Annotated in this window: 17 protein-coding genes and 2 pseudogenes; 12 read left to right on the top strand and 7 right to left on the bottom strand. The window is 69.0% G+C overall.

All coding sequences use genetic code 11. From position 1 onward, the window contains the following. Positions 1-10 precede the first annotated feature (10 nt). The 5 genes and pseudogenes from K6I34_RS11635 to K6I34_RS11615 all read left to right on the top strand — a co-directional run bounded on the left by K6I34_RS11635 (position 11) and on the right by K6I34_RS11615 (position 4,106). Positions 11-961 (top strand): amino acid ABC transporter permease, encoded by a 951-nt coding sequence (locus K6I34_RS11635; protein ID WP_229324969.1) that lies wholly within the window; start codon positions 11-13, stop codon positions 959-961. Continuing rightward, positions 958-1,719, top strand: coding sequence for an amino acid ABC transporter ATP-binding protein (locus tag K6I34_RS11630; protein WP_275127036.1), 762 nt, complete (start codon positions 958-960; stop codon positions 1,717-1,719). Before K6I34_RS11635 ends, K6I34_RS11630 begins: the two co-directional genes overlap by 4 nt. Positions 1,720-2,743: 1,024 nt before the next feature. After that, positions 2,744-2,929, top strand: coding sequence for a hypothetical protein (locus K6I34_RS11625; RefSeq protein ID WP_229324959.1), 186 nt, complete (start codon positions 2,744-2,746; stop codon positions 2,927-2,929). Positions 2,930-3,027: 98 nt separating this feature from the next. After that, positions 3,028-3,173: pseudogene (locus K6I34_RS11620) on the top strand (ectoine/hydroxyectoine ABC transporter ATP-binding protein EhuA); the annotation flags it as partial. A 276-nt stretch (positions 3,174-3,449) separates the two neighbouring features. Next, positions 3,450-4,106, top strand: a complete 657-nt coding sequence (locus tag K6I34_RS11615) for a CGNR zinc finger domain-containing protein (RefSeq protein ID WP_229324957.1) — start codon at positions 3,450-3,452, stop codon at positions 4,104-4,106. Positions 4,107-4,153: 47 nt separating this feature from the next. Here K6I34_RS11615 and sodX read toward each other — a convergent pair. Next, positions 4,154-4,450 (bottom strand): annotated as a pseudogene (sodX, locus tag K6I34_RS38845) (nickel-type superoxide dismutase maturation protease); the annotation flags it as partial. Between the two features lie 182 nt (positions 4,451-4,632). Here sodX and sodN point away from each other — a divergent pair. After that, positions 4,633-5,028 carry a superoxide dismutase, Ni gene (gene sodN, locus K6I34_RS11605; RefSeq protein ID WP_229324955.1) on the top strand — a complete coding sequence of 132 codons (396 nt, stop codon included), beginning with the start codon at positions 4,633-4,635 and terminating at the stop codon, positions 5,026-5,028. Between the two features lie 332 nt (positions 5,029-5,360). On the opposite strand, the gene K6I34_RS11595 is transcribed toward sodN, so the two are convergent. Further along, positions 5,361-6,704 carry a tetratricopeptide repeat protein gene (locus K6I34_RS11595; protein ID WP_229324953.1) on the bottom strand — a complete coding sequence of 448 codons (1,344 nt, stop codon included), beginning with the start codon at positions 6,702-6,704 and terminating at the stop codon, positions 5,361-5,363. Positions 6,705-6,931: 227 nt separating this feature from the next. Between K6I34_RS11595 and K6I34_RS11590 the strand changes: the two genes are divergently transcribed. From K6I34_RS11590 to K6I34_RS11570, 5 genes are all read left to right on the top strand, one after another. Further along, entirely contained in the window at positions 6,932-7,072 is a 141-nt protein-coding gene (locus K6I34_RS11590) for a lasso RiPP family leader peptide-containing protein (RefSeq protein ID WP_107431004.1), read from the top strand. Positions 7,073-7,154: 82 nt separating this feature from the next. Continuing rightward, the gene (locus K6I34_RS11585; protein WP_229324951.1) at positions 7,155-8,981 is read left to right on the top strand and encodes an albusnodin/ikarugamycin family macrolactam cyclase; all 1,827 of its coding nucleotides are present in this window, start codon (positions 7,155-7,157) and stop codon (positions 8,979-8,981) included. Continuing rightward, positions 8,965-9,252, top strand: coding sequence for a PqqD family peptide modification chaperone (locus K6I34_RS11580; RefSeq protein WP_229324949.1), 288 nt, complete (start codon positions 8,965-8,967; stop codon positions 9,250-9,252). Before K6I34_RS11585 ends, K6I34_RS11580 begins: the two co-directional genes overlap by 17 nt. Positions 9,253-9,257: 5 nt before the next feature. Beyond that, complete coding sequence (locus K6I34_RS11575) at positions 9,258-9,671, top strand: lasso peptide biosynthesis B2 protein (protein ID WP_229324965.1); 414 nt, start codon at positions 9,258-9,260, stop codon at positions 9,669-9,671. Positions 9,672-9,773: 102 nt separating this feature from the next. After that, positions 9,774-10,808: a protein-L-isoaspartate O-methyltransferase gene (locus tag K6I34_RS11570; protein ID WP_229324947.1), complete on the top strand. Its 1,035-nt coding sequence runs from the start codon at positions 9,774-9,776 to the stop codon at positions 10,806-10,808. A 153-nt stretch (positions 10,809-10,961) separates the two neighbouring features. On the opposite strand, the gene K6I34_RS11565 is transcribed toward K6I34_RS11570, so the two are convergent. The 4 genes from K6I34_RS11565 to K6I34_RS38625 all read right to left on the bottom strand — a co-directional run bounded on the left by K6I34_RS11565 (position 10,962) and on the right by K6I34_RS38625 (position 15,397). Continuing rightward, complete coding sequence (locus K6I34_RS11565; RefSeq protein ID WP_229324945.1) at positions 10,962-11,309, bottom strand: hypothetical protein; 348 nt, start codon at positions 11,307-11,309, stop codon at positions 10,962-10,964. After that, entirely contained in the window at positions 11,306-11,821 is a 516-nt protein-coding gene (locus K6I34_RS11560) for a hypothetical protein (RefSeq protein WP_229324943.1), read from the bottom strand. The genes K6I34_RS11565 and K6I34_RS11560 overlap by 4 nt, the downstream gene beginning before the upstream one ends. Next, positions 11,818-11,982, bottom strand: coding sequence for a hypothetical protein (locus tag K6I34_RS11555; RefSeq protein WP_229324941.1), 165 nt, complete (start codon positions 11,980-11,982; stop codon positions 11,818-11,820). Before K6I34_RS11555 ends, K6I34_RS11560 begins: the two co-directional genes overlap by 4 nt. Positions 11,983-13,357: 1,375 nt before the next feature. After that, the gene (locus K6I34_RS38625) at positions 13,358-15,397 is read right to left on the bottom strand and encodes an NAD(P)-binding domain-containing protein (RefSeq protein ID WP_308293993.1); all 2,040 of its coding nucleotides are present in this window, start codon (positions 15,395-15,397) and stop codon (positions 13,358-13,360) included. Positions 15,398-15,582: 185 nt separating this feature from the next. On the opposite strand from K6I34_RS38625, the gene K6I34_RS11540 reads away from it, so the two are divergent. Then, positions 15,583-16,776 carry a transcriptional regulator gene (locus K6I34_RS11540; protein WP_308293992.1) on the top strand — a complete coding sequence of 398 codons (1,194 nt, stop codon included), beginning with the start codon at positions 15,583-15,585 and terminating at the stop codon, positions 16,774-16,776. Positions 16,777-16,913: 137 nt separating this feature from the next. On the opposite strand, the gene K6I34_RS11535 is transcribed toward K6I34_RS11540, so the two are convergent. Further along, positions 16,914-18,641, bottom strand: a complete 1,728-nt coding sequence (locus K6I34_RS11535; RefSeq protein ID WP_275127035.1) for a transglycosylase family protein — start codon at positions 18,639-18,641, stop codon at positions 16,914-16,916. Between the last annotated feature and the right edge of the window lie 27 nt (positions 18,642-18,668).

The raw sequence follows: 18,668 nt of genomic DNA, 5'->3' as shown, positions 1-18,668 counted from the left end.
AGGCCATACCGTGACTGCTGCTCCCGAAAAGACGGGGCCCGCCGACGCCCCGCCCCCCGGCCGTGAGCCGGAGACCATCAAGGCCATTCCGGTACGGCACTATGGGCGGTGGGTCTCTGCCGTCATCGTGTTGGCGCTGCTCGGGCTGCTGGCCAATGCCTTTGCGAACGCCAAGGTCAATTACCACGCCATCCCCGACTACCTGTTCAACTCCAATGTCCTCACCGGTCTCGGCAAGACCGTCCTCATCTCCGTGCTCGCGATGGCGCTGGGCCTGGCGCTCGGCATCGTGCTGGCGGTGATGCGGCTGTCGAAGAACCCCGTGACCTCTTCGGTCTCCTGGGCCTACATCTGGTTCTTCCGCGGCACCCCGGTCTACGTCCAGCTGCTGCTCTGGTTCAACCTCGCGCTGATCTTCCCGGAGATCAATCTCGGTTTCATCTACCGGGACTACACGAGCTCCTTCATGACCCCCTTCATGGCCGCGCTGCTCGGCCTGGGGCTCAACGAGGCCGCGTACATGTCGGAGATCGTCCGGGCCGGCATCCAGTCCGTCGACGAGGGCCAGACCGAGGCGTCGCACGCGCTCGGCATGAGCCAGGGCAAGACGCTGCGCCGTATCGTGCTGCCGCAGGCGATGCGCGTCATCGTGCCGCCGACCGGCAACGAGTTCATCAACATGCTCAAGACCTCATCGCTGGCGGCGAGCGCGGCCCAGTACCTGGAGCTGCTGCGCTCCACCTCCGACATCGGCCAGACCACCGGCGCCACGGTCGAGATGCTCTTCCTCGCCGCAACCTGGTACCTAATCCTGACCAGCGTCTTCAGCGTCGGCCAGTTCTATCTGGAGCGGTACTACGCCCGTGGCTCGCTGCGCAGCCTGCCGCTCACCCCCTGGCAGAAGGTCAGGGCCAACCTGGCGATGATCAGCCAGCGCTCCAAGGAAGGCGTCCGCGCATGACGACAATGGTGAAGGCCGAGGGCGTGCACAAGTCCTACGGCGCCGCGCACATCCTCAAGGGCATCGACCTGGAGGTCTCCCGCGGTGAGGTGTTCTGCCTCATCGGCCCCTCCGGCTCTGGCAAGTCCACCTTCCTTCGGTGCATCAACCACCTGGAGAAGATCAACGCCGGGCGGCTGTACGTGGACGGCGAGCTCGTCGGCTACCGGCAGAAGGGCGACAGGCTCTACGAGCTCAAGGACAGCGAGGTGGCCCGCAACCGCCGGGACATCGGCATGGTGTTCCAGCGCTTCAACCTCTTCCCCCATATGACGGCGGTGGCCAACGTCATGGAGGCGCCAGTCCAGGTCAAGGGCGAGTCCAAGGCCGCGGCCAGGGAGCGGGCGATGGGGCTGCTGGAGCGGGTGGGCCTCGCCGACAAGGCGGGCAACTACCCCTCCCAGCTCTCCGGCGGGCAGCAGCAGCGCGTGGCGATCGCCCGCGCGCTGGCCATGGAGCCCAAGCTGATGCTCTTCGACGAGCCGACCTCCGCGCTCGACCCGGAGCTGGTCGGCGACGTCCTGGACGTCATGCGGGGCCTCGCCGAGGACGGCATGACGATGATCGTCGTCACCCACGAGATGGGCTTCGCCCGGGAGGTCGGCGACGCGCTGGTCTTCATGGACGACGGCGTGGTCGTGGAATCCGGACACCCGCGCGAAGTCCTGACGAATCCCCAGCACGAACGTACGAAATCATTCCTCTCAAAGGTGCTATAGCAACCAAGAAGGCGGTACGGACCTTGAGGTCCATACCGCCTTCACGCGCCTTTTACCAGAGGACCTAGAACTCTCCACAGAGCTCTCTACGGCTAATTCTGCCAGCGGGGGTTCCAACCCCCGTTGTAGTACACCTCCCAGCCGTAGTTACTCATGATGGCGTTTCTCGAACAAGTCGCTTCACTATGCCCGGTGGTGATGGTACTGCCGCGCTCTATACCACTTCCTCCAGGATATCCACATTTCACTATTGCCCGAGTCGGCCGGTCGCATCGGTTGAGCGTCACGTCGATTGCATAGCCCCTCTCCCCCGAGGTGTCCCCGTACACGTCCATCGCGCAGGGCGGGTCCGCAGCGGCGGGGGTCGCAGAGACAGCGGGGACAATGAAGGCACCCGCCAGAAGAGCTGGTGCGGCCAGGGCCATCAACTTCTTGCGCATCGACTTACCTCCCATGAATGCGCATCATCGCGCACCTTTCTGGATGTACTGGCGATACAGCACGGAATCGAATCCGCGATCGATCAACTTAGTCGCCACCGAGAAGATATTTGAAGAGGGGAGATTGCGTTTGTCTCGAACTCGACAGTTCCGAGCCGAGCAGAGAAATCGGAAGCTGATCGTCGGCTTCTCAACTTTGGCCACATTTGACACCGAAGCATCAGCACCCCCACTTCTCGGACCTCTACGAATTAGACTCAGGAGAATGAGCAGCAAGCGACATTGGCTGAATTCATACACGATTGCCGACAGCGTCGCTCTGCGCGCTTAGGATTTAGGATCCTCCCCTCGGCCACTATTGCCAGCCAAACCAATGATGGCGCAAAGAGGGCTGGTCAACGATCAATAGGGGCGCTGTTGTCGTGGCTGCTGCCCACGCTCCGATGAGCGTCCAGCGAGGCACGGCACGAAGAGGCATCGACCGACATGACCCCGTCGGTGCTGCACACAGGCCACTCGATGCTGACGAGCCACACGACTTAAGACAGCCTGAGGGGGCGCATGCATGTCGGAGATCGTCCACGGTGGCGCCCAAGCGCAACGAGGGCCAACCCGAGGCGGCGCACGCGCTGGCCCAGCACCTGGAGCTGCCGCGCTCCACCTCCGACATCGGCCAGATCACCGGCGCCACGTTCGAGATACTCTCTCGCCTCGACCTGGTACCTGATCCTAACCAGCGTCTTCAGCATCGGCCAGTTCCATCTATCTGAAGCTCGCGCGCAGACCGCCACCCAGCCCCTGACAGAAGGTCAGGACCAACCTGGCGAACTTCGACGGCCGCGCCAAGAGAGGTGAGCGCATGAAGGCGATGGTGAAGACCGAGGGCTTGCACATGTCCTACGGCACCGCACGCACCCTCAAGGACATCGGCCTGGAGGTCGCCCGGGCTGGGTGTTCTGCCTGATCAGCCACTCCGTCTCCGGCAAGTCCACCTTCCTGCGGTGCAGCAACCACCGGAACTCCCAAGACCGCACCAATCGGGAGACCCGCGCAACGCACCGATGAACCCCTAACGTGAGCGTACGAAAGCTTTCCTCGAAGCCGCTGTCGCAAGGGGTGCCGTAGAGCAACGACGCGAAGCCACCCGGCATCGGGAGTGACGCGTACGGAGGCGGTGATACGGGCAGGGCCCGTATCACCGCCTCATTTGCGCGACACCCACTGTAATACCCTTGATGGAGCATCGGCCATTACCCATGGCCGCGGCCGCGGACGACAAGGACCATAAACGTGGAACTGGCCTATTACTCGGACTATGCCGTACGGCTGGTCAACACCGAGGAGCCCGCGCGCGGCACCGACACACTCACCTCCGTCGAGGCCGTGCGCGAGCTCTTCGGCGCCGCCGCGCAGACGGCCCGGCGCGCCTCGGACAGCGACGTGACGAGGCTGCGGTCCGTACGAGCCCGGCTGCGCGCGATCTTCGAGGCGGCCGACGCGGGCGAGGAGGTCCGGGCCGTGGACCTGCTCAACGCCCTGCTGATCGAGTTCCCCGTCAGCCCGCAGATCTCCGGGCACGAGCAGCGGGACGCCGACGGCCGCCCCGACTGGCACATGCACATCGCCGACCACGCGGCCAACGCCAGTGCCTCCTACGCGGCGACCGCCTGCATGGGCCTCGCCGTCCACCTCACCGAGCTGGGCGTCGACCGCCTCGGCATCTGCCGGGCCGCGCCCTGCCGCAACGCCTACCTCGACACCTCGACCAACCGCTCGCGCCGCTACTGCTCCGACCGCTGCGCGACCCGGGCCAACGTCGCCGCCTACCGCGCCCGCAAGCGCCTGGAGAACCAGGAGCCGGGCAGCCCCGCCGCGGCCGGGGACAGCGCCCGCACCGGCCGCAGCGCGGACAGCAGCCAGGACAGCAGCGCGCCGGGCGAGCGCTGACCGGCCTCCGGCGGCCGCCGCAGCCGCACCCAGGCACGGGCCACGACGAACTCGTCCGGCACCGCGCCGAACTCCCGGCTGTCGTTCTCCACCAGCGGGTTGTCCCCCATCACCCACCAGCCGCCGTCACGCCGCTCCACGGCACGCTTGACGATCAGCAGGTCCTGCCGGAAGGGGTGCCGCAGCACCACCACGTCCCCCGGCCGGACGGCCGCCCCGTACTGCACGACCAGCTGATCCCCCGGGTTCAGCGTCGGCACCATCGAGGGGTTGTAGACCTCGGCGAGTCCGATCCGCAGCAGTCCGCGACGCTCACGGTCCAGCTCCGTCCCGCGCTCGTCCACCTGCTCCTGCACCGCGGCACCTCCCGGTCCGTTTTTCCTCCGCCAGTCCCGGCACCAGTCCCGGCACCGGTCCCAGACTGTCACTGGACTTTTGTCCTAAGCCCCCCGGGGCACCCGAGAAAAGCCTTCCCACACCGAGTAATCTCGCACCTGAGAAGACGATCACGAGGAAGGACATTTCCATGCTCTCCCGCCTGTTCGCCGCCAAGGTCAAGGTCAGCGCACACTGCGACCTGCCCTGCGGCGTCTACGACCCGGCCCAGGCCCGCATCGAGGCCGAGTCGGTCAAGGCCGTCCAGGAGAAGTACCAGGCCAACGAGGACCAGGACTTCCGCACCCGCGCCCTGATCATCAAGGAGCAGCGCGCGGAGCTCGCCAAGCACCACATCTCGGTCCTGTGGAGCGACTACTTCAAGGCCCCGCACTTCGAGAAGTACCCCCAGCTGCACCAGCTGGTCAACGACACCCTGAAGGCCCTGAGCGCCGCCAAGGCGTCGAACGACCCGAAGACGGGCGAGAAGGCGCTGGAGCTCATCGCCGAGATCGACCGCATCTTCTGGGAGACGAAGAAGGCCTGATCTTGGCTTATGCCGCCTGACCTGCGATTTCTTCAACCGCCTGGTCAGTCTGTCCGCACCCGGTCCGCAAACCGCCGAGCACGGCGTCCATGACGGACCGGGTGCGGTCTTCTTCGCCCGGCCACAGGTGCGCGTCGGCACCGACCGAGAGCTCGACACCGCCGAGCGTCCTGCCGAAGTGCTCAACTGGCGCATCACCACTCAGCCGAGCAGACGCAGTCAGGCAGCACGTAAGCGAAGCGCTGTCGGCGGCATACCGCCCATGTCCACCGTGCCGCCGCGATCTACGACCGCAACGGTGGACACAAGGCCCGACGGCAGCGAGCGAGCGGTCACCCACCGGTGAGGTGTGCGGCCCGCTGTCGTAGCTGCTCCGCCTCGACGACGCTCTTGTACCGCTCCAGCCGGACCTGCATGTTCTGGGCGGCGTCGAGGACCTTCACGGAGCGGACGCCTTCCGCGCAGTCGAGGAATTCGGTCCAGGTGGCCAGGGCTCCGTCGAGGTCGCCTTGGCGGAGGTGGATCTCGCCGAGATGGCCGAGGACGCTGGCGCGGGACCTGCGGCGGTCGAGGCCGTGAATCTCCAGGGCCTGGCGGAGGTGTTCCTCGGCGCCGTCGAGGTCACCCATCTTGGCGTGGATCATCCCGGCCGTATAGGCCCAGCGGCCGTGGCTGAAGTGCGAGGCCCACGACTCGCCGGGCCCGCTCGTCGCGCGTTCGATGGCGGTCTGGGACGTGGTGAGGGAGCGGGAGGCCAGGCGGCGGTCGCCGTCGAGGGCGGCCGCGTCGGCGAGCGTGATCTCGTAGTAGGCGACCACGCGCGGATCGGAAATGTCCTTGGCGTACTCCACACACTTCTCGGACAGCCGCAGGGCGACCGCGCGGTGCTTGGGGCCGAGGTCCATGGTCTGAACGGCCAGGCCGCGCAAGGCGGTGGCGGCCAGCTCGGGGTCCTTGGCTTCGGCGGCGAGGCGGTAGGCGTGCGCGTAGTACTGCTGGGCCCGGCCCTGGTGCTCGGGGTCGTTGCCCTCGTCCTGGGCCATCCAGCCGGCGAGGTGGACGAGCTGGGAGGTGGCGGCGAACAGCTCGCGGCCGGTGGCCTCGGTGTAGTGCCCGTTCAGCCAGGGGGCCACGTCGTCGGTGAGGTAGCGGACGGCCAGGTGCCGGGCGTGTCCGCCGCCGAGCTCGGCGGCAGCGTCGCCGAGGGCCTGGACCATCTGCTTGACGGCGGCGACTTCACCCTTGCCGACCCGTACGGCTCCGGCCGGGGCCGAGCGGACACGCCGGGTGATGGCATCGAGATCGGGCAGCGCGAGCGCGCTGAGAGCGTATCCGCTGGTCGCGGCCAGGAACCTCCGGCGTTGCACGTCTCGCACCCCCAACTGGATGAGTGATCCCACGGTATCTGCGGGTTGTGGGCCGGGGTGATCTGATTCCGTCACTCCGGCCTGGTCTAACCCCAGTTCGAGAAGACGATCGATGTACGGCAGCCAGTACTCCGGCCGCCGCCGGGCTTCCATCCAGCGCCATGCGGACTTGCGGTCGAGCCCCTTGGGGCCGCGTCCTTCGAGGATGCCCAGCCTGCGTGCCAACTGGGACGGTCCCCAGCCACGTTCCTCGCACGCCATGCGGATGCGTGCGGCCAGTTCCTTGTCACTGAGCGTCAGCGTCCCCACCGTGCCCCTCCTGCCTTTGGGCCGGGCCCACGCAGGCCCACACAGGGCCCACGCTGGCCCACATCCTGCCCCCTCCCGACGGACGGTGACTAGCCGTTCACTGATGTTGCACCCGCAAGGGGCGGCCCTTGAGGGTCAGCCAAGTACGGGTGCGGCAAGGCCCGTTGACGTGCGCCCACGAAGGAGCGCACGAAACGGCGATGCAGAGGAAGAGGAGGTGGAACACCATGGAGACGACCAAGGCCCCGGCCTACGTCGCGCCGGTGGTTCTGGACGCCGGTTCCGTCGCCAAGGTGACGCTCGGCACCAAGAACTTCGACACCGACGACGACACCCAGTACAAGACGGGCACTGGCAGCGGCAGCTGACCCGGTCCGCGAAGCCGGGTGCGGCCCCACGCCGCACCCGGCTTTGCCCTTTGCGCAGCCGAACTTCGAGAAGGGGCGTGTGATGCGGTGGAGTACGGGTTGGGAGGGCGGCCCGGCGGTGTGGCGGCCCCGGGCGGGAAAACGGGTGCCGGGGCTGGGCGAGGTCTGGACGGCCGGGTGGCCCCAGGCCCAGGTCCGTACGGCCGGAGACGGTGCGGTCGCCCTGGCCGTCGTCGGGGTGTGCGGGGCCAGTGGGAATCAGCTGGAAGGCACCCTGGAGTTGGTGCGGCACCGGCGGTGGCGGGAGCTGACGCGGTGGCCGGGCTCGTACCTGGTGGCGGCCCGCAGCGGCCCCGTGTTCGCGGTGATCGGTGACCTGTCCGGGCAGCACCCGGTGTTCTACCGGCGCGAGCCGACGGGGACACGGTGGGCGACGTCGGCCACGGCCTTGGCCCGACTGGACGGGGCTCCGGTCGATCCCGTCGCGCTCGCCGCCCATCTGGCCCTCGGCCAACCCGACGTCCTCGCAGAGAAGAGCCTGTTCCGCAGCGTGCGCCGTGTCCCCTTCGGGCATCTGCTGGAGATCACTCCCGACGGAGCCCGCGTCGTGCGCTACGAGCCCTCCCAGGCCGAGCCGACGGACCTGCGGGAGGCGGCCCCGGTGGTGCGGGCGGCACTCGCCGAGGCCGTGGAAGCCCGCTTCGACGGCCGCCCGATCAGCTCCGATCTGGCGGGCCTGGACTCCACCACGCTCGCTTGCCTGGCCGCTCGCCGCCAGGCGGTGACGGCCGTGACGTTCACCGACGCCCGTCTGAAGGACGATGACCTCGCCTACGCGGCCCGCACGGCTGCCGCCGTCCCGGGCATCGACCACCACGCGGTCCCGGGCGGGAAGGAGACGGTCTACTACGCGGCCGTGGACGACATCACCGGCCTGCCGGTGACGGACGCCCCGAACGCCTACACGGTCACCGCCACCATCAAGCGGGCCGTCCTCGGCACTGTCGTGGACCACCAGGCACCCGGGGTGCACTTCACCGGCTCGGCCGGAGACGGACTGCTGTCCGCGCCGCCGGTCTACATCGCCGATCTGCTGCGGCACCGCCGGCACCGCCGGGCCTGGCAGCACGCCCAGGGGCACGCGCGGCTGCGGAACACCTCCGTGTGGGCCGTCCTCGCCCAGCACCGGCCAGCCGCCCGCAGCACGCTCCCCGACGAATGGCGACGCACGGCCGCCGAGCTCCAGGCCGGACCGAGGCCGTGGATGCCGCAGGCCCAGCGACCGGCGGCCTGGTCACCACTGCTGGCCACGGCCGACTGGATGACCGGCGACGCCCGCCATCAGCTCGCCGCTGCCCTCACCAGCACGGCCGACCAGCTCACCGAAGCGCCCGCGAGCCTGGCGGCCTGGTCGGAAGAGCAGGACCTCGCCCGCGTCGGGACGGACGTCAACGGCTGGAGGGAGCTGGCCCAGTCCGAGTACGGCATCGAGCTGGCCGCCCCCTACCTCGACAACGAAGTCCGCAGGGCCTGCCTCGCCGTGCCAGCCGAGGTCCGCGGAGCCCCCGGCCGATTCAAGGCCCTGCTCGCCGAAGCCTTCACCGGCAGCGGCATCGTGCCCGGCTTCGTGCTGGAGCGGCGGACCAAGGGCGGCTTCAGCGGTGTCTCCTACGCCGGGCTCGTCGAGCACGCCCCCGTCCTCCGCCGCCTGCTCGGCCCTTCCTCGCGGCTCGGCGCCATGGGGCTGATCACCGAGGAACCGGTGGCGGCGATGCTCACGCGGGCGGCGGCCGGGCTTCCGCTGGCCAAAGGCGCCCTGCACCTGGCCGTGGCCGCCGAGGTGTGGCTGCGGCAGCTCGAACAGCCGGTGACCTGGTGGGAGGAGACGCGACATGTGGCAGCTGCCTGACGGCGTCCACCCGGTGCTGACGGACGAGGGCGGGGCCATCCTCAGCGAACGCACCGGCCGCTGGACCTACCTGACGCCCACCGCGTCCGCGGCGGTGCTGTTCCTGCTGGCCGGCAACGACGAGGACCAGGCCGCCGGGCAGTACGCCGCCGCCTACGGATTGCCCCGGCACCAGGCCGCTGCCGACGTCCGCGCGGTGTCCGACGAACTCGCCGCGCAGGGCATCGCGGGGACGGCTGTGGCCCGCCGCCGACGGGGGTGGCGGCGGTGACCACCATGGAGTCGTTCTCCACCGCCCGCACCGGACCGTTCCGTGACCGCCTCGCCGCCGCCATCGGACTCGCCCTGGCCCTGGTCCTGTTGGCCCTGCCGTTCCGGCACACCGTCCGGGCCGCCCGGTGGGCCCGACGCGCCGGCCGACGCCCCCTCGGCCGGGAACGGGCCGAGGACCTGGTCGCCGCCGTGCGGCACACCGGTCGCCTGTGGCCCGTCCGAGCCGCCTGCATGGAGACCAGCCTCGGCGCCACGCTCGCCGCTGCCCTCCTCGGCCGCCGCCTCGACTGGTGTCTGGGAGTGCGGTTCTCCCCGCCGCCCACCGAGTACCACGCCTGGGCGTCCCTCCCCGATGACGGCCCGGTCGGCGAGTACACCGAGGCCGGATGGCACCACTTCGCGGCCTTGACGATCTGAACCCGTCAACCCTCCGCGTCAGCGTGGCGATTCACGTGTCCCCCAATCGCACTCGCCCGTTGAGGAACGCGTCCTGTCCCCACTCTCAAGGAGCCAACCCCCATGACCACCGCCATCGCCCCCGCAGTCGCGCAAGCTGCCGCCAGAGTCCCCGAGCGGCACTACACCCACAACGAGGCCCGGGGCGAGACCATCCACCGCACCAACCCGACGTTTGTCCGCCGGGACTTGTCCTTCCTCGACGTCGAAGCGGGCATGCGCGTCCTGGAGATCGGCACCGGCTCCGGGCTGACCGGCGGCCTGCTCGCCGAACTGGTCGGCCGGACCGGGCACGTCGTATCCCTGGACATCGACCCGTTCCTGACCCGCTGGGCGAACCACATCCACGACGCCCGTGGGATCGGCAACATCCGCTGCCACGCGGTCAACGGCACCGACGGGTTCCCCGAGAAGGCGCCGTTCCACCGCCTGGGCGCCTGGTGCGCCCCGCCCCGGCTGCCGAAGACGTGGGTGGAACAGGTCAACGACGGCGGCCTGATCGTCGCCACCCTGCCGATCGCCCCCGTGCCGAACCTCGTGGTCGGCGCCACGATCCGCATCACCGACGGCCGCCCCTACGTCGAGCAGGTCTTCCCCGGCGCCTACATCGAGACCGCCGGCTCGCCCCGCAGCACCTTCGCCGTCCCGCCCCGGTGGGTGGACTGGGAGAACCGCGTCCCGGCCACCTCGTGGATCTCGGTCGCCTGGCGCGACCAGGACGACTGGAAGAACACGGGCGCCCACGCCACCCTCGACCGACTCCTCGACCCCGGCCACACCGAGCAGTACCAGGGCGAGGCCATCGACTGGTCCAGCCTGCGGCTGTGGCTGGCCGTCACCGGGACACGGCTGACCATGACCGAACTGGCCGAAGACGTTCCCGGCCTCGGGCACTCCACCCGCCACTCGGCCGCCGTGGTCCAGGAGGACGGCACGATCCTCGCCGACTCCGCCGACTCCGGCTCCCTGACCGTCCTGCGCGGCTGGCTCGCCGCCTGGGACGACGCCGGACGCCCCGGCCTCGACGCCTACACCCCCACCCTCGTGCCCGACATGGACACGGACGTCCCCGGCTGGGACCTCCGCCTCAGCCGATAGCAGCCAGCCAGCCCAGAACCTCGGCGGCCAGAGATGAAGACCGCGGGTCGCGCCTCCTCACCGCAGATGAGGAGGCGCGACCCGCATTGTCCGCCACCACAAGCCCGTCTGGCTCGCCCACGGGCAACTCACCGGACACAGCGATCGGACGTTTTACGCGGATTCGCGCTCGGCGAGGAACACGTCAAGAAGCTGGAACATCACGTCGATCGCGCGCCTTTCATCCTCGGGCGGCAGGCACCACATGTCGTCCCACCCGTCCGGCAGGGCGATGTGAAGGACTTGCCCGGGCCATGCGTGGTTGCAGTCCTGGCCGCGGTGGGCGACGAGCCATTCACGCCAGCCGACAAGGCCCGGGCCGTTATGGCGGATTGCATGCTGGTCGTAGCCGGTCAGGAAGGCTGCCAGCATGGGGAAGGATGCCCTGCCGACGAACATGCCGGGTCGTTGTCGGACCGAGGCAAAGTAATCGCGCTCACTCAGCTCGGAGAGTTGCTTCATGCCGTGTCTTCCTGGGGGTAACCGCTTCGCGGGAGGAAGCGTCCGTCAGGAGCCCGGGGCGGAACGTCATGAGCAGGTTTCATGTCTGCGTCCTCCTGTCCGTCGAGGGTGATGATCTCAACGGTCCGGTTTGCCTTCCACCACTGGTCGAGGGCTTCCTGAGTCCAGTAGTTGCGGCCGCGCCAGCGGTCCGGCTGGGGGAAGTCCTTCACCGACGAGACGGAGTTGGGTTTGATCCTCAGCTGGGCGGCCACCTGCTCGGTGGTGAACCACGGCTGTCCGTCCGGAGACGCCAGCACGTCGTCCACGGCTGTCGGGTCGATCGTGTCGCGCATCACGCGCCGTTTCTTCTTCTCCTCCTCTTTCCTCTTCCCTGCTTCCTCCAGTTGAGGCGGTAAGTCGTCACACGTCGGGCAGAAGAGCTGCGCTGCACGTCCGCAGTGCGAGCACTGCATGACTCGTCGTTCGTGGCAGCGTGAGCATCGTTGGTGCTCGTCCTTGCGCTTACTCACTGGGCGGATCCAGCGATCCGAGTGGGCCGCGGAGTCTGAGCCGCGAGCAGGGCGACGAGCGTCGCCAGTGCGCCGAGAAGCTCGGTGATCGGCCGGACGCCCTCCCTGAAGCAGAGGATCAGCACAACGACGACGACGAGAGGGCGGACGTTGGGGAACACGAGCCCAGTGCCGCACGTGCGCGTTGACCTGGGACTGAGAGCCATAAAGACCTCCACGAATAGGGCTTTGAGGGCTGCGTTCGCGGCCCGTAGGAGATTCCTATCGGCCTTCGTGTCAAGGGGAAAAGGGGCGACCAAGTCCCAGGTCCACTCCCCGATTTTCCGATCTTTTGGGAGATAAGGGGCATTCTGATTCCGAGGTCCACGAGCACTCGTCGGACCGGTCGCCGATGAACGGTCCGACGAGCGCCCGGGGCTGAATGACTGCCGCGGTGAAGATCTGCATCGCGTCTGCCTGGATCAGCGACCAGCTAAGCAGGTCCGACGAAGTCCGCTACTGATCCCACTGGCGCTTGGCATAATGCGCGAATGGATCTAGGGGGAACAGCATCAATTGCCGGCGCCGCTGCTGTAGTTGGAGCGGGACTCGGCGCCTTCGGCGTCGTACGCGCGGCCAAGAACACGGGGAACTCCCAGCGCCGCTCGCAGCACGAACACTGGCGGCGGCAAACCCGCGCAGATGCCTACGCCCAGTTCGTCAACGCGACAGCGGAACTTGCGCCAGTGATATCCGCCCTCGCCTCGACAGAGGACCCGGTACCGACAGAGCTGCCGGAGCGAGCCGCCGAAGCGCGCCGCCTCATGTCGGCGCTCTCGAAGGCCGAGAGCACCGTGGCTCTGGCGGGGCCTGACGTCGTCGCCGCGGAAGCCAAGTCCGTAACGCGGGATTACGGGCTCATCCTGCGCAGAACCCTCGTGGGGCTAGGGCTGGAGCCGGCCAGGCGAGGCGACCCACCACCGTTCAGAACTGCTCAATGGCCGAGCTTGAGCCACTTCCGCGAGCTGGCTCGATCCGCCCTGGACGATCCAGGCGGCGCCCTGGAACAGCAGCCATAACAGCCGTCACCAAGCAGATGACACCAAGTCCATCGCCACCCTCCCCTGTCGGCTTCCTGGCTGGCGGGAGCATCCCGGGATCAGCAGCGGACTTCGCTGGGTCCGCTTAGCCGTGCGTCTTCCGTGACGCGGAGGACCTCCCGGGCTTCCGTCCGCTACCGACTGTCGCCAGTGCCCATGATCCGCTGACAGCGCTCACCGAATGGCGGACCCTACAGCGGCCCCGGGGGGCATCCACCGATCTACAAGGGCGGAGGGGGCGGCCCAGAGCAGTCCGCACACAGTCCGCAAGACACCCGATCAGGACCGTCGCACCCCATCGCCAGCAATCAGCAAAAGGCCAGGTCAGTGACCCGCAGCACCCATCGCCGCAGGTCGCCGCCCCGGCCCGTTACTAGGAGACCAAGAAGGCCTGATCCGGCCTTGGGTCACTCGACCGGTGGCGGGGATGCCGTGAGGCGTCCCCGCCACCGGTCGTTCATGTGGTCCGGTCCGTGACCTGCGCGAGGAAGTCGGTGTTCGCCTTCACGTCGTGTCCGAGGGACAGGGAGCACCGGGGCAGCTCACCGAGGCGCCCGGGCAGAGGCCCGGTTCCGGGAAGGCCGGCCAGCAGGAGGCCGAAGACGTCGGGATAACGGTCCTCCGTACCCGCGGTGAAGAAGTCGTCGGCTGCCACGGCTCGGTCCTCGTCGAGGAGGGCGGGCTCGGCACCCGGGGTGATGCGGGGGAAGAGAACGCGGGTGGCGCCCCCTTCGGTGGCCAGGGTAAGGCCGAGCCAGGTGTGGAGCTGATCGGGGAAGAACTGGGGCTTGAGTTCCTTGCCGGACTCCTTCCACAAGGGGGTGCGGATGCCGGAGTGGAGTGCGTCGGTGACCTTCCGGTGCTGGGTGGGGTGGAGCTGTTCGCCGCGCTGGACGCGTTCGTGGACTTGGTCGTACCAGCCGAGGGCGTCGAGGAGGCCGAGGCCGATGGCGGCGGCCGAAGGCCAGGGCAGGGCCCGCAGCCGGTCGCCCTCGCGACGGATGAAGACGCGGTCGTTGGCCAGCAGCTGCCAGCCGGCGCGGGCCAGGAGGAGGGCGGTGGTGGTCTTGCCTGCGCCCTTGTCCCCCAGGACCAGCACGGCCTGCCCATCGCGGACGACGGCGGAGGCGTGCAGGATCGACCAGCCGTCAGCCACCAACTGTCCACGGACGACTTCGCGGGCGAGGCGGGCGGCGGCCAGGGCGACGGGGACGTCCTCGCAGCCGTAGATGTGCAGGGGCCCACCGGGCTCGGCCCGGTAGACGAGCTTGTCGTCGGGCTGGGAAGCGATGACGCTGCCGTCGGCGTCCCGGTCGACGAGCATGCACGAGTTCGCGTAGACGACCTCCTCGTGGGAGTGGTCGGCCACGCGCCGAGCGATCTCGGCGACCCGGTCGGCGTTGACGTCGGCGATCACCGCTGCGTCGGCGTCCGGGGCAGCGCTGGTGGCATTCCACCAGGGACCGAAGTAGCGGTGAGCCCAGTCGGTGACCACCGGGCTGTTGCTGGTGACGGTCGCGGCCTGGGTGGCCGTGGCGATACGGACAGCGGTCTGGGGCACTGCGGTCTTCTCTTTCTGTCGGGGTTGCACGGGGACGTACAGGCGGGCCAGAAGCTCATAGGCATCACGGAGCTTGGCGTCGGCGACAACCAGCTGGCGGGCCTCGGCAGCGTCCAGCCGGGGGAGGCATACGGTCGGGGTTCCGGCAGTGAAACGCAACGGAATTCCCCTCCACCGTCCCTCGTGGTTGACGCACAGCTCCGTCACCACGTCGTCCAGGCCCAGGCCCGCACGGAGGGCAGCGATCACCGCCCCGGCGGGGCCGCAGCGGGTGCGGCCCAGTCCCGCGTTGATCCGCCGGGGCCGGTCGGCCAGCTCGTCGCGGACCTGCCGCAGGGGTACCGGCACAGGCAGGCCTCCGACGCGGGTGGCCGATGCGCACACCACGGCCTGGTCTCCGTGCTCGCCGATCACGTGGCCGTCCACGGCCTGCGGAGGCACGTCCAGGAGACGGGCGAGGGTGAGGCGGTAGCGGGCGGTGTCGATGTTCGAGCCGACCCCGTACACGTGAGAGCAGCCGGAGACCTCGGCGAACAGCTGGGTGAGGACGTCGACGGGGTTGGTCACCATGAGCACGAGTCCCTGGTAATGGGCCAGTTTCCGTGCGAGGTCGGCGATGACGGGGGCGTTGGCGTTCAGGCCGGCCATCCGGATATCGGTGCGGGCGGTGTTGGTGAAATCGCCCCGTGGGCAGACGACCACCGCTTCGCAGGAGGTGAGCTGTCCGGCGTCGGTGATGTGGACCGCCCGGACGGAGGAGGCGGTGACCTGGCACATGTCCTCCAGATCGGTCACCAGGGCCTGGGCCGAGAGCCTGGTGCGGGAGACGATGCGGACGGACTCGCACCAGCCTCCGGCCGCCAGCAGCATGGCCACGCTCTGGCCGACGGCCCCGGCACCGATCACTCCGACCGCGCCGACCAGCGGCGGCGTCACCGGTCGGCCGCCTTCGCCACGTCGGCCAGGGCGAGCCGCCACACCGCCCGCGGGTCCGTCCCGGCGAGCAGGTTCGCGGTGGTGCGGTCGAGCAGGGTGCACACCGCCACAGCCTGCCGGGTGATCCGGCAAGCGTGCTCTCCTCGGACACGTCCAGCGTCCGACGCTGGGTGACCCTCGGGGGGATGCCCCGGCACCCCGTGCCCGCCATCCTCGCCGACATCTTCTCGGCGCGCTTCGGATACCGGGTCACGACCTACGACCTCGGGCTCGGCGAGTCGCCGGACGTTGACCGGGCGCTCACCTACAGCTCATCGTGGGCCGTGACGGTCGAAGCTGTCACAGAGCTAGGGAGAGCGGACGTGGACAGGCGGAGTTTCCTCGCGGGGGCACCCTTCGCGGCGGTCGCAGCAGTAGGGCCGTCCCGCGACTGGCTCCTCAACACCCTTGACCAGCAGCCTGAACCGGGACGGCAAGTCCGACTCGAAGACGTGACGGCCGTCAAGAACATGTTCGGCGCGTTCCAGGAGATGGACATCTTCCAAGGCGGTGGCAGTGGCCGTCTCGCCCTCACGGCCTACATGAACCAGCACGTCTACCCATTGCTGCGCCGGACCCACACCGAGGAAGTACGGCACGCGCTGTGCTCGGCCGCTGCCGAGCAGACCTACCTTCTCGGCTGGATGGCCTTCGACTCGGGCGAACACGGCACAGCACAGCGGTACTTGATCCAGGCCCTTCGACTTGCCGAAGAGTCCAAGGACCCGGCACTCGGCGCACACGTGCTTGCGGGCATGGCGGACCAAGCGACGCTGCTCGGGCACCCCGACGAGGGGAAGCGCCTCGCCCAGGCCGGCCGCCAGGGGCTCGTCCGCACCGACTCCCCTGCCTGCCTCGCCGACCTCTGGACACTCGAAGCCAGGGCCCACGCCGTCCTCGGCGACAAGAAAGCCACCGTGCACGCCATCAGCCAAGCCGAACAGAGCTTCGCCAAGGTGGACGCGGCCAAGGAACCCGAGTGGGCCAAGTTCATCGACCCCGCGTACCTCGGCGGCGAGTGGGCCAACGCCTTCCGCGACATCGGCCGGCCGGACCACGCCGAAGCACACGCCCGCGCCTCGATCGCCCACGCCCGCAAGCAGAACCGGGCCCGCCGCGGAGCCATGTCCCAAGCCGCCCTCGCCGTCACCCACTTGCAGCGCCAGGACCTCGAAGCCGCACACGCAGCCGGGGTCCGCACACTCGACCTCGCCCGCCGGGTGAAGTCGTCCCGCAGTGTGGAGGCCGTCCAGGATCTCCAGCGGCGCATGATCCCCTTCGGCAAACACCCCCTCGTAGCTGACTTCAACGAGCGGGCTCGAGTCCTCCGGGCAGCCTGAGTCGGCGATCCGGCTCCGCACTCCGGGGTCGCCGGCCTCACCCGGCCGCAACCCGTGCGAGTGGCAGAAGGCCGCGACGAACGCCGGCGCAGTGGGAGACTGCGCCGGCGTCGGCGGAGCGGCGGCCGTCGCCCGGCTCAGCCGAGGTCGCTGGAGTACCAGTTCCAGCTCATCGAATTGTCGTTGTCCCAGGCCTTCACCGGCCGGGAGACCGCGTCGTCACGACCGGCGAAGGTGTGCAGCGCGACCTTGTTCTTCCCGCCGTCCTGACCCCTGTTGTAGAGGATGCCGAGGTCGGCCTTGCCGTCACCGTCGAAGTCCCCGGCCACCAGCTTGCTGCGGTCGGCGTTCCAACTGCCGGTCGTGGTGTCGTTGTTGTCCCAGGCGCGCTTGGGGGCGTTGATGCCGTCCGCACGGCCGTAGCCGATATGGAAGGCCGTGTGGAAGGTGCCGGACTTGTCCTTGCCCTCGTCGTAGAGGATGCCCAGGTCGGCCTTGCCGTCACCGTTGAAGTCGCCCGCGACCGGCTTGCTGCGCTCCCCGTTCCAGCTGCCCGTGGTGCGGTCGTCGTTGTCCCAAAAGCGCTTGGGGGCGTTGATGCCATCCGCACGGCCGTAGCCGATGTGGAAGGCGGTGCGGAAGTTGCCGGTGCCGTCCTGGCCCTCGTCGTAGAGGATGCCCAGGTCGGCCTTGCCGTCACCGTTGAAGTCACCCGCGACCGGCTTGCTGCGCTCCCAGTTCCAGCTGCCCGTGGTGCGGTCATTGTTGTCCCACGCCCGCTTCGGCTCCTGGACCCCGTTGGCCGTGGCGTAGGCGATGTGGAAGGCGGTGTGGAAGGTGCCGGTGTTGTCCTTGCCCTCGTTGTAGAGGATGCCGACGTCGGCCTTGCCGTCGCCGTTGAAGTCACCCGCGACCGGCTTGGACCGCTTCCAGTCCCAGGACTGGCTGCTCCGCCACTGCTTCACCGGCTTGTCGAAGCCGGACCCGTTGCTGGTGAAGGTCCACAGGGCGGTGCGGTTGTTCTTGGTGTCGTCCTGGCCCTCGTTGTAGAGGACGCCGATGTCCGTCTTGCGGTCGCCGTTGAAGTCGCCGGCGACGATCTTGGAGTTGGCCCAGTCCCAGGAGCCCGTCCCCGCCTCGAGGTTGTCCCACACCTTCACCGGCGTGGCGAACGAGCCCTGGCCCGTGCTCAGCAGCGTCCACAGCGCGGTGTGGTTGTCCTTGCCCTCCCGGTCGTAGCCGTAGAGGATCGCGATGTCGGCCTTGCCGTCGCCGTTGAAGTCGCCGGTGGCCTGCCCGGCCGTGCCCCGGTTGGCGACGAAGAAGGAGACGCCCGAGGACGTCGGCCCGGTCTGGCCCGCGTCGTTGACCGCGCGGGCGGTCACGGTGTGCGGCCCCTCCGCCAGGGTCGTGGTGTCCACGCTCACGCTGTACGAGGGCCCGGACCCGGAAGCCGTACCGACGGCGTCGCCGTCCACGAAGAAGGTGGCCCCGGTCGGCTTCCCCTGCTCCTCGGTGACGGACGCGGTCAGCGTGACCGTACCGCTGAGCACGCCACTGTCCTCCGGGCCCGTGACGCGGGTGACGGGCGGGGTGGCGCGCGGATACGGGTCGACGCCGTCGTTGACCAGGCCCACCCGCCTGCCGCAATCGGGCCACGGGCGCGGACCCTCGGCGCGCAGGAGCCGCTCCGCCACGGTGATCTGCTGTTCCTTGGTCGCCTTGTGGGGGTAGGCGGCGAACTCCGTGCCGCCGTAGGCGTCCCAGGTGGACTTGGTGAACTGGAGGCCGCCGTAGAACGGGCCGACCGGGTTCACAGCCGTCCAGTCGCCCGTGGCCTCGCACTGGGCCATCCGCGCCCACATCGCGCGGGCTGTCTCTTATCCACTTCT

Source organism: Streptomyces sp. UNOC14_S4, from assembly GCF_020740835.1.
Taxonomy (GTDB): Bacteria; Actinomycetota; Actinomycetes; order Streptomycetales; family Streptomycetaceae; genus Streptomyces.
This window is presented reverse-complemented; position numbering and strand designations above follow the sequence as displayed.

Excerpts from the sequence above, each read along its gene's own strand:
- K6I34_RS11565 (WP_229324945.1), bottom strand. The coding sequence starts at position 11,309 with ATGAAGCAACTCTCCGAGCTGAGTGAGCGCGATTACTTTGCCTCGGTC.
- K6I34_RS11535 (WP_275127035.1), bottom strand. The coding sequence starts at position 18,641 with ATGTGGGCGCGGATGGCCCAGTGCGAGGCCACGGGCGACTGGACGGCT.
- K6I34_RS11580 (WP_229324949.1), top strand. The coding sequence starts at position 8,965 with ATGTGGCAGCTGCCTGACGGCGTCCACCCGGTGCTGACGGACGAGGGC.
- K6I34_RS11570 (WP_229324947.1), top strand. The coding sequence starts at position 9,774 with ATGACCACCGCCATCGCCCCCGCAGTCGCGCAAGCTGCCGCCAGAGTC.
- K6I34_RS11630 (WP_275127036.1), top strand. The coding sequence starts at position 958 with ATGACGACAATGGTGAAGGCCGAGGGCGTGCACAAGTCCTACGGCGCC.
- K6I34_RS11590 (WP_107431004.1), top strand. The coding sequence starts at position 6,932 with ATGGAGACGACCAAGGCCCCGGCCTACGTCGCGCCGGTGGTTCTGGAC.
- K6I34_RS11540 (WP_308293992.1), top strand. The coding sequence starts at position 15,583 with ATGCCCCGGCACCCCGTGCCCGCCATCCTCGCCGACATCTTCTCGGCG.
- K6I34_RS11585 (WP_229324951.1), top strand. The coding sequence starts at position 7,155 with ATGCGGTGGAGTACGGGTTGGGAGGGCGGCCCGGCGGTGTGGCGGCCC.
- sodN (WP_229324955.1), top strand. The coding sequence starts at position 4,633 with ATGCTCTCCCGCCTGTTCGCCGCCAAGGTCAAGGTCAGCGCACACTGC.
- K6I34_RS11575 (WP_229324965.1), top strand. The coding sequence starts at position 9,258 with ATGGAGTCGTTCTCCACCGCCCGCACCGGACCGTTCCGTGACCGCCTC.